Genomic DNA, 9,785 nt, shown 5'->3' with positions numbered 1-9,785 from the left:
ACTTTATGTAAAAATGGCATTCCGAAGTATTGTAGCGATACTTCTTCCACTAGCCGTTGAATTTCTTTCTCGTCCATTCTCATTCCTCCTAAACAAAAAAATATTTTTACACTTTTCACGCTTCTTATACATATATTAAATAGTACATATACCCATCCTCATTCAAGACGCGTGGTTTCTAAAAACACAACATGAATAGAAATCCACTCACCAACCTCTCATTAATAGTACTTTAGATTTTTGAGAGTAGGATTAAACAAGGAGGGATTCCTATGCCTACGTGGCTAAAAAAACAGATGCAACGTGCATATTTCGAAAAAAACCGGTATCAAATTAAATTGCTAAATGAATGCTGGTTTTATTATAGCAAAATACATCAAAACTCATGATCCATTACACTTTTTATTCTATAAAAAAAGAGCAGTTTTATCTGCTCTCTTCTCTTACTATTCAATCGGCAACATAGATAGTGCAACGCGTCCTTTTTTTGTATCAATATCATCTACCCATACTTTTACAATTTGTCCTACTGATACAACATCTAACGGATGCTTTACAAACTGTTTGCTAAGCTTAGAAATATGCACTAAACCATCTTGCTTTACGCCAACATCAACAAAAGCACCAAAATCAACAACGTTACGCACTGTTCCTTCTAGTTCCATACCACGTTTTAAATCTTCTAATTTCAAAATCCCTTTTTTCAGAAGTGGTTTAGGCAACTCATCCCTCATATCTCGTTCTGGACTAATGAGTGCATCTATAATATCAACTAACGTCGGCTCCCCAACTCCCGTTTCTTGAGACAACTTAGAAATCTCTACTTCTTCCAATCTCTTTTGTAATTGCGGTTGTCCTACGTCATCTATCGATAACCCTAAACTCTTCAATAACAATTCAACATTTTTATATTGTTCAGGATGAATACCTGTCCGATCTAATGGATTCGCTCCTTCTAATATACGCAAGAAACCTATACATTGTTCGTACGTCTTTGCACCTAAACGTGGGATTTTCTTTAATTCCGTGCGCTTTGTGAATTTCCCATCCTCTTCTCTCTTTGCCACAATATTTTTCGCAACAGTTTTCGATAAACCTGAAACATATTGTAACAATGCAACCGAAGCCGTATTTACATTAACCCCAACTTGGTTCACAGCTGTCTCTACTACAAATGTTAATGACTCATTCAATCTCTTTTGAGATACATCATGTTGGTATTGTCCAACTCCAACTGATTTAGGATCAATTTTCACAAGTTCAGCCAGTGGATCTTGCAGACGTCTTCCAATAGAAACAGCACTTCTCTCTTCAACTTGTAAATTTGGGAATTCTTCACGAGCTAAATCAGAAGCTGAATATACACTAGCACCCGCTTCATTTACAATAATATAAAAGACTTCCTGTTTCACACTTTGCAATACATCTACTATAAATTCCTCTGTTTCTCTAGATGCTGTCCCATTACCAATTGCAATCATTTCAACTTGATATTTATCTATAATAGAAAGAACTTTCGTTTTTGCGTCATCATATTTACGAACAGGCGGATGCGGATAAATAACATCAATATGTAGTACTTTCCCCGTATCATCTACTACAGATAATTTACAACCAGTTCTATATGCCGGGTCTACCGCTAGCACGACTTTCCCTTTCATCGGAGGTTGTAATAATAAGTTACGTAAGTTCTCAGAGAAAATATGTATCGCTTGTTCTTCAGCTGTTTCTGTTAATTCTTTACGAATTTCTCTTTCAATTGAAGATTGAATTAATCGTTTATAACCATCTTCAATCGCTAATTGTACATAATGCGCACTTTTAGAATCGTTATCACGAATTACTTTCTTATTTAAGAAATTTAATATCTCATCTACTGGTGGGACAACAGAAACTCTCAATATATCTTCTTTCTCACCGCGATTCATTGCTAATACACGATGTGGTACTACTTTTTGCAATGGTTCTTCATAACTGTAATACATTTCATATATATTCTTTTCATCTTTTTCTTCACCTTTTACAGACGAAGACATAATACCTTTTCTAAAAGTAATATTTCGAATCCAACTACGATACGTAGCTTCATCTGAAATCATTTCTGCAATAATGTCTTGTGCACCTTGTAAAGCTTCTTCTGCAGATTGCACTTCTTTCTCTGCATTAATAAATTCCACTGCCTTTTTAGCCGAATCTTCTTTCTTATATAACAATAACCATTCAGCTAACGGTTCTAACCCTTTTTCTTTTGCAATCGTTGCTTTCGTTCTTCTTTTCTCTTTATATGGACGATATAAATCTTCTACTTCCTGCAACTTTGTAGCTTTAACAATTTGCAGCCTTAGCTCTCCTGTCAGTTTTCCCTTCTCACCAATAAGACGAATAACTTCTTCCTTCCTATCTTCAAGTTGCATCATATATTGCCATCTCTCTAAAATCGCACGAATTTGCACCTCATCTAAAGAGCCTGTCCATTCTTTTCGGTAACGAGCAATAAATGGAACTGTGTTACCTTCTTCTGTTAATTGAATAACATGACGAACTTGCTTTTCGCTAAAGCCTAATTCTTTCACTAACATTTTCATTAACGCTTGTCGATTATCTACCATTTCCATATACAACCGTAACCTCCTCTATAATAAAAAAAGTTGCCCTTCAAAGAGAGCAACTTAAACTGCCGATTTAAAAATCTATTAGTCCTAAACTAATTTGTAACGCTTCATCTACACGACTCATCATCACTTCATCTAAATGAGTGATTTTGTCCGTTAAGCGTTGCTTATCGATTGTTCGAATCTGCTCAAGTAAAATAACAGAATCTCTCTCAAAACCATACTTTTTCGCATCAATTTCCACATGAGTGGGTAATTTCGCTTTTTGAATCTGTGCAGTAATAGCCGCTACAATCACCGTTGGACTAAAACGATTTCCGATGTCATTTTGAATGACAAGAACCGGACGAACGCCTCCTTGCTCAGAACCAACAACTGGGGAAAGGTCTGCAAAATACACGTCGCCGCGTTTTACAATCAAAATATTACCCCCCGCTAACTAAGCGTTCTACTGTATGAGCTGCTTCATACTCCGCTAAGAAAGCTTCAGATGCAATACCAAGATTAATTTTTCCCATTTCAATATACCCACGTCGCATTGATTCATGTTGGTAGCGTTTCTTCGTCTTATGTTGACGCAATAACAATTGTGTTGCCTGGCAAATTAGTTCATGGCGATTCTTATTCTCTTGTTTTCCAATTCCGTCCAATTCCGTTACCATTTGCTTTGGCAACCGAACCACGATTTCAGTAGTTACACTTGATTCGGACACAAAAATACACCTCCACCGTCAACTACACACCCAAATATATATATATGACACCTATTGTAATAATACCATTGTATGGAGCCTGTTGCAAAGACTTCCTTATTCCTTGCTTATGTTTTCCAATTCACAAACAAAACATTCATCTTCTTAAATTTTTTATCTCATAACTAACTAAAAACAATAGAACTCCTCTTCAAAACTTACGTGTAACTTATATAAAAAATGATTATAAGTAAAAAGCTTCTCATCAAAAAGAGCTTATTATCCAGCAATGAACAGTCACTCCAATGACAAGAAGCAATCATGCTACCTTCTATATATTGTTCAAGTAATTAATTATCTCTACAACCTTACCATTCCGTATAAATATTCTTGGCACACGGAAACTGATCGTTGCAATAATTTCATAATTAATAGTCCCTGAATATTCCGCAACCTCTGTAGCGCTAATATACTCATCTCCCTGCCTTCCAATAAGCGTAACTTTCGTACCAAGCGGCACTTCACAAGGAAGATGAATCATGAACTGATCCATTGTTACTCGCCCTACAATCGGTACCCTTTTACCATTTATAAGCACTTCAAATCCTTGTAATCTTCTAAGCCATCCATCTGCATAACCAATCGCTACAGTCGCGATCCATTCTTCAGTTTTCGTTCGATAAGTGACGTTATAACTAATTCCATCACCTTTAATCACCTGTTTAATATGAGCTACTTTCGTATGCAGTGATAGCGCCGGTTCTAATTCAAATGGTAAAAAAGGACGTATTTCTACAGAAGGAGATAATCCATACATTGCAATCCCAATTCGCACTGCATTAAATGTAATCCCTTGAAAACGTAACGTGGCAGCACTATTAGCTGTATGGACAAACTTAGGATCCACTCCGAATTCTTTCAACCAACTTAACTGCTCTAAGAACGTGTTATATTGCTTATCAAAATACGAAGTCTCAACCTCATCTGCCGTTGCAAAATGCGTGTATACTCCTTCTAACTCTAAAAACGGTGCACCTTCTAAACTCCTTAAAAATTCTTTCAGCTCTTTTCTTTCACGTATTCCAATTCTCCCCATACCACTATCAAAATTAATATGAAATTTCATTACAGATGAACCATCCCAAAGTTTAATTGCTTCGTCCACCCATTCTTTTTGAAAAACAGTTAGCGCTACATCATTTTCAGCAGCTACATTTACATCACGCGGCGGCGAGGGACCTAACACTAAAATCGGCACAGTAATACCGGCCCTCCGAAGCACTAGAGCTTCATCTAAAAAAGCAACAGCTAACCTTGTTGCACCCGCTTCTAATGCCGTTTTAGCAACCGGTACATAATCGTGCCCATATGCGTTCGCTTTAACTACAGCAAAAATCTCTACATCACTTGGGATGAACTCTTTAATATGTGTAACGTTGTTATAAATGGCATCTAAATCCACTTCCACCCACGTGTCACGATAAAATGGTGCTTCTTCCATAAATACACTTCCTTATACACGATATGCGAAGCTTATTCTTTTATATGCTTCTTTTATGAAATCCACCTTCAAACTAAGAAAAGACGTGGTGCACATATATCACCACGTCTAAGAAGTTTACTTCACCTGCTTCGCTGTAACTGAACGAGCAACCATTAACAGCTCCTTCGGCTCTAAACCTTTAGACACGAGCATATATTCTACTCCGTTATGCGACCACGTTACAGAGTCTTTCGTCAACGCACCAATCGTAAACCCAAGATCAACCGGTTCTCCACTTACACTTACCGCTGATGAAGCCTCTGCAACTTTTGCCTTTTCTTGTATTAAAGTAAAGGATTTCTTATTTCCAGTGTATGTGAGTATCGCACGCTTGCCACTGTCTGTCTTCAACTCTTTTTCATCTTGCAGAGTCATACCTTGTGGTGTATCAAGCGGATACAAAGTAGCAAACGGTTTGTCTTCTTTCGCTGTTGTTTGAACATCTACCTGCGCTCTAGACATATTTTGTTTCGTATCAAATGCACCTTTATCAAATTTCGCATCGAATTTTACCTTAGAGAAATCTACTTTTACAAGAACATTTTGATCATTATCCATTAACTTCACTGAAACTGGAGTCAAATCGCTCTTCTTCAGTGTAATCTCTTGTTTCGGCAACATATTTTGATGTTGATAGTTTGTTTTTGTTTTAAAAATATAATACTTATCTGTTTTCTCGAAAGTAAGGTTTTTCTTATCCTGCAAAATATCTCTTACAAGTGATTCATATAAATAAGCCTGGCTGCTATTTTGCGGCCAATCACTTTGAAAACGGAAGCTCTTATTAAGTGCTGGCGTTAATACAAATACACCTTCTTCATTTCTTAAAATAATTTGGCTCTGATCTTTTTTTGCATTCTTTAAATTCACACGATAAAAAGACGGTTCCTTATGCCAAATTTCTACGTTATACTCCTGAGGCTCATTTCCTGTTTTAATAGATAATTTCGCTTCAGCTTGATAACTTTTCATCCCTTTTACTTTCGCTTCTAAATCTTTCACGACATCATCTTGTTTCTTTTCCACACAACCCGCCAATACAAAAACGGTCAACAAACCGACAAGAACTAAAAACAGACGCCTTTTCATCACTTCAGCCCCTTTGCCCCTATAAATGAATGGAAGATGTACCTTCCTTATCGCTACCTCAAATATATGAGACAAAGATATAAAATATGCAGACTAGCGTGACGAGCTTTCTAAAACAACTTGAGCAACAGCAAATTCCTTACTATGACTAATTGATAAATGAACAACATACTCTGTACTTGTAATCAGAATCGGCTTACCTCTTTCATCATTTTTCACTTCAATATCTAAAAAGCTCACTTCTTTCCCGATACCAGTACCTACAGCTTTTGAATATGCCTCTTTCGCTGCAAATCTTCCAGCTACAAACTCTGTAAGGCGACTTCCTTTCAGCTCCATAGCAACATTACGTTCATTTTTCGTTAAAATACGTTCCATAAATTTAAGCTTTCCATCTAGCATTTTTTCAATACGATTTAATTCAATAATATCGATTCCAATCCCTATAATCATTTCAAAATCCCCTTCTTCTATTTAACTTTCTTCTTTCATATTGATAAGAATAACAGAGAATCTTTCTGATGCAAAAGGGGTGATAGTAACCGTATGCTAATAAGATCCACTCAGATTTCTTTACAATCGACTATTCTCACCTTACTTCTTATTCACTTAGTCCTGATGATATTAGGCGACTTTTTCCTCTTCCCACTGGCAGCCTCTAATGAATATATCGCTAAAGGAGAATGGTGGCGTGTCATAACTTCCCTTCTGGTACACGTAGACTTACAACATTTTCTTTCTAATAGTATTTTTTTGTTTGCACTTGGTTCTTCTATCGAAAAGCAACTCGGACACTTTTCTTTTTTTATTCTATTTTTTATTTCTGGAATTTTTGGAAATATTTCTTCTTATATTATTATGCCACCTGAATATATTCACGCAGGTGCATCAGGTGGGATTTTCGGACTATTAGGCGCACAATTATTTTTATTGTACAATCGTTACCGCTCTTCACAACCAAAAGAAATTGCCATTTTCTCAATTATGATACTTCTATTACTGCTATTTACTTTCTTTAACCCTTCCGCCAATCCGATCAGTCATTTAACAGGTTTAATAACCGGCGGCATTTTAACTCCTTTTTTAACCAAAAAAAACGATGGTGCAAAGCTTATTTAATATAAAAGCTTGCACCATCGATAATTTCTACATCTACCTGTTCGCTTAAATCCCTCATTAATTGAAATAAAGACTCATCCTTCATCTTCGCCTCAATCATACAATCAATTTGCGGAACACTTCCCTTTATCCTTCTTAAAAAAGATAAAAATGCGTCTACATTAATATAATCTGCATGAGCTCTTGGATCTTTTCCCTCTCTAGGGCTAGAGATATGCATTTTAACTGGCAACAAAGATGTTTCCCACGTATGAACAACACGTGCCCAATCTTCATACCAATCTTCTTGCTCATTATTCATCATATGGTGATGCAAATCAAACACGACGGGAATATCTAATTTTTCTCCTAAATATAATGTTTCCTCTAACGTAAAAGTTGTATCATCATTTTCTAATATAATCATTTCTTGAATACCCCTTGGGACATTAGACCAATTCTCTATAAAACGCTCTAATGCAAGTTCTTTATCTTTATACCCTCCTCCAACATGTAGTACACATCGTTGCTTATGTTCAATCCCCATGCCTTTTAATAATTTTTTGTGCATCTGCAATGTCTTTACAGATTGTTTGAAAACACTCTCCTCAGGTGAATTTAGTACAACAAAATGATCTGGATGAAAATCAATTCGCATATTCATATGAATTGCATATTCACCTAATTCTTTCAATTTTTCTTTTAAAGGACGAATATAGTTCCACTCTAACAATTCCTCATGATTCGCTAAAGGAATGAGCTTAGAACTAAGCCGAAAGAAAGATATGTCATGTCCCTTATTATGCTTTAATAAACGCAAACAATTTTCCAAATTGGAATTAGCAATTCTTTCAAGTTTACGAATTGCAGCATCACGATCATCTATTTTCTGAAACTGTGCGTACGTCATCGTTTGAGATGGGGATGCATTCTTCAAATGCACACTCATCGCAACGTAACCAAGCCTTACAAGCATATAACAGCCCCTTTTCTATCATAACTACTATGTAGTATGCACAATTACAGAAATAAAAAAAGAGAATGCCCGCAAAGGGCATTCTCTTTTTTTATTAAGCTTGTGGACGGCTATGATGTTTTCTTTCGCCGCGTCCATTTGAAGATCCTGGGCGACCTTGACCTTCACCTCTACGACCACGACTACCACCATCACGATTACGATCACGGTTTCCATCACGATTGCGATCACGGTTTCCGTCACGATTACGTCCATCACGGTTACGACCATCGCCACCACCGCGTCCATCACGACTACGATTACGGTTACCATCACGGTATCCGCCTCCGTTACCGCCACGTTTTTTAGAACCGCCACCTCTTGAAACAACTGGTGGTTCTGATGTTAAAGCAATCGGAGTTGTATCCGGCTCTTTAGTCATCATTTTTAAAGCAGCAGCTACTACTGTTACAGAGTCATTCTCTTCTAACATTTCTTCTGCAATACGCTTGTAGTATGATAAGTTCTCATTTTGAATCGTGCTTTGAAGTTTTTCAGCGATTAAACGTTGTTGACCTTCTAATGCCTCATCAAGTGTCGGTGCTTCCATGCGATCAACTTTACGTTTTGTTGTACGCTCGATATTTTTTAATTGTCCTGATTCACGTGGTGTTACAAATAACATTGCAATACCTTTTTTACCTGCACGGCCAGTACGACCGATACGGTGAACGTATGATTCTGGATCTTGTGGGATATCGAAGTTGTATACGTGTGTTACGCCTGAAATATCAAGACCACGTGCAGCAACGTCTGTTGCAACAAGAACTTCAATAGCACCTTCTTTAAATTTACGTAATACAGACATACGTTTCGCCTGTGTTAAGTCACCATGAATACCTTCTGCTGCATAACCACGTAAGTTTAATGCTTCTGATAATTCATCAACACGACGCTTTGTACGACCGAATACGATCGCAAGCTCTGGAGATTGAATATCTAGTAAGCGTGTTAACACGTCAAACTTTTTCTTTTCTTGCACTTCTAAATAGAACTGCTGAATGTTTGGCATTGTTACTTCTTTTGCTTTTACTTTAATGTGTTGAGGCTCAGTCATGAAACGCTCAGCAATACGACGGATTGGATCTGGCATTGTCGCTGAGAATAATAATGTTTGATGTGTTTCTGGCACATCTGTTAAAATCGCTTCAATATCTTCAATGAAGCCCATGTTTAACATTTCATCCGCTTCATCAAGAACAACAGTCTCTACGTTTTGTAAGCGAAGTGTTTTACGGTTAATATGATCTAAAATACGACCCGGCGTACCAACAATAATGTGTGGGTGTTTTTTTAGAGCACGAATTTGGCGGTTAATATCTTGACCACCATAAATTGGTAGAATACGAACACGTTTATGTTTACCAATTTTGTATAGCTCTTCTCCAACTTGAATTGCTAATTCACGCGTTGGCGCGATAACAATACCTTGAACTGCTTCTTTATTTGTATCCACTTTATCTAATAGTGGTAATCCGAATGCTGCTGTTTTCCCTGTACCTGTTTGCGCTTGCCCAATAATATCCTTACCTTGCAATGCATGTGGAATTGTTTCAGCTTGAATCGGCGTAGCCTCTTCAAAGCCCATACTTTCAACCGATTGCAGTAAAGACTCACTTAATCCTAATTCTCGAAATGTTGTCAATGTTACTTCTCCTTTTCTATCCTATACTTATCATTTAAAAAAAGGCGTTTTCCGAATTTGCGGAAAAGCCCTTTTCCTGAATGCTCACGTA

11 protein-coding genes (1 of these 11 only partly in view) are annotated in these 9,785 nt (G+C 37.0%); 2 read left to right on the top strand and 9 right to left on the bottom strand.

Annotation, left to right across the window (positions count from 1 at the left end; translation table 11 throughout):
- On the bottom strand, positions 1 to 77 hold the 5' end (the start) of the coding sequence (locus BCG9842_RS01280) for a SprT family protein (protein ID WP_000343552.1). Its footprint begins 382 nt before the window's first position; 77 of the gene's 459 nt are visible here — the first part of the coding sequence; the start codon lies at positions 75 to 77; its stop codon lies off the left edge, out of view.
- A 195-nt stretch (positions 78 to 272) separates the two neighbouring features.
- On the opposite strand from BCG9842_RS01280, the gene cmpA reads away from it, so the two are divergent.
- A complete protein-coding gene (gene cmpA / locus BCG9842_RS29060) occupies positions 273 to 389 on the top strand; it encodes a cortex morphogenetic protein CmpA (protein WP_001143640.1) in 117 nt (38 codons plus the stop codon).
- Between the two features lie 57 nt (positions 390 to 446).
- Here cmpA and BCG9842_RS01275 read toward each other — a convergent pair whose 3' ends face one another.
- The 6 genes from BCG9842_RS01275 to acpS all read right to left on the bottom strand — a co-directional run bounded on the left by BCG9842_RS01275 (position 447) and on the right by acpS (position 6,389).
- The gene (locus tag BCG9842_RS01275) at positions 447 to 2,615 is read right to left on the bottom strand and encodes a Tex family protein (RefSeq protein WP_000426212.1); all 2,169 of its coding nucleotides are present in this window, start codon (positions 2,613 to 2,615) and stop codon (positions 447 to 449) included.
- Positions 2,616 to 2,682: 67 nt separating this feature from the next.
- Positions 2,683 to 3,033: a type II toxin-antitoxin system endoribonuclease NdoA gene (gene ndoA, locus BCG9842_RS01270; protein WP_000635965.1), complete on the bottom strand. Its 351-nt coding sequence runs from the start codon at positions 3,031 to 3,033 to the stop codon at positions 2,683 to 2,685.
- 4 nt (positions 3,034 to 3,037) lie between these two features.
- Positions 3,038 to 3,325 (bottom strand): antitoxin EndoAI, encoded by a 288-nt coding sequence (locus BCG9842_RS01265; RefSeq protein WP_000004570.1) that lies wholly within the window; start codon positions 3,323 to 3,325, stop codon positions 3,038 to 3,040.
- Positions 3,326 to 3,635: 310 nt separating this feature from the next.
- Positions 3,636 to 4,805: an alanine racemase gene (gene alr / locus BCG9842_RS01260; protein ID WP_000390595.1), complete on the bottom strand. Its 1,170-nt coding sequence runs from the start codon at positions 4,803 to 4,805 to the stop codon at positions 3,636 to 3,638.
- Positions 4,806 to 4,922: 117 nt separating this feature from the next.
- The gene (locus tag BCG9842_RS01255; protein ID WP_002084009.1) at positions 4,923 to 5,873 is read right to left on the bottom strand and encodes a LolA family protein; all 951 of its coding nucleotides are present in this window, start codon (positions 5,871 to 5,873) and stop codon (positions 4,923 to 4,925) included.
- A 156-nt stretch (positions 5,874 to 6,029) separates the two neighbouring features.
- The gene (gene acpS / locus BCG9842_RS01250) at positions 6,030 to 6,389 is read right to left on the bottom strand and encodes a holo-ACP synthase (RefSeq protein WP_000583423.1); all 360 of its coding nucleotides are present in this window, start codon (positions 6,387 to 6,389) and stop codon (positions 6,030 to 6,032) included.
- A 93-nt stretch (positions 6,390 to 6,482) separates the two neighbouring features.
- On the opposite strand from acpS, the gene BCG9842_RS01245 reads away from it, so the two are divergent.
- Positions 6,483 to 7,055, top strand: coding sequence for a rhomboid family intramembrane serine protease (locus BCG9842_RS01245; protein WP_000908527.1), 573 nt, complete (start codon positions 6,483 to 6,485; stop codon positions 7,053 to 7,055).
- On the opposite strand, the gene uvsE is transcribed toward BCG9842_RS01245, so the two are convergent.
- Both uvsE and BCG9842_RS01235 read right to left on the bottom strand, forming a co-directional pair.
- A complete protein-coding gene (gene uvsE / locus BCG9842_RS01240; protein ID WP_000961146.1) occupies positions 7,048 to 8,010 on the bottom strand; it encodes a UV DNA damage repair endonuclease UvsE in 963 nt (320 codons plus the stop codon). The two genes, BCG9842_RS01245 and uvsE, sit on opposite strands and share 8 nt — an antisense overlap.
- A gap of 94 nt (positions 8,011 to 8,104) precedes the next feature.
- Positions 8,105 to 9,694: a DEAD/DEAH box helicase gene (locus BCG9842_RS01235; RefSeq protein ID WP_000206602.1), complete on the bottom strand. Its 1,590-nt coding sequence runs from the start codon at positions 9,692 to 9,694 to the stop codon at positions 8,105 to 8,107.
- Between the last annotated feature and the right edge of the window lie 91 nt (positions 9,695 to 9,785).

Source organism: Bacillus cereus G9842 (genome assembly GCF_000021305.1).
GTDB lineage: Bacteria > Bacillota > Bacilli > Bacillales > Bacillaceae_G > Bacillus_A > Bacillus_A thuringiensis_S.
Note: the sequence above shows the minus strand (reverse complement) of the source record. Positions and strands in the feature narration are given on the sequence as shown.

Bases quoted from the DNA above. Each gene is read 5' to 3' on its own strand.
- cmpA (WP_001143640.1), top strand. From the start codon at position 273: ATGCCTACGTGGCTAAAAAAACAGATGCAACGTGCATATTTCGAAAAA.
- BCG9842_RS01275 (WP_000426212.1), bottom strand. From the start codon at position 2,615: ATGGAAATGGTAGATAATCGACAAGCGTTAATGAAAATGTTAGTGAAA.
- alr (WP_000390595.1), bottom strand. From the start codon at position 4,805: ATGGAAGAAGCACCATTTTATCGTGACACGTGGGTGGAAGTGGATTTA.
- acpS (WP_000583423.1), bottom strand. From the start codon at position 6,389: ATGATTATAGGGATTGGAATCGATATTATTGAATTAAATCGTATTGAA.
- BCG9842_RS01245 (WP_000908527.1), top strand. From the start codon at position 6,483: ATGCTAATAAGATCCACTCAGATTTCTTTACAATCGACTATTCTCACC.
- uvsE (WP_000961146.1), bottom strand. From the start codon at position 8,010: ATGCTTGTAAGGCTTGGTTACGTTGCGATGAGTGTGCATTTGAAGAAT.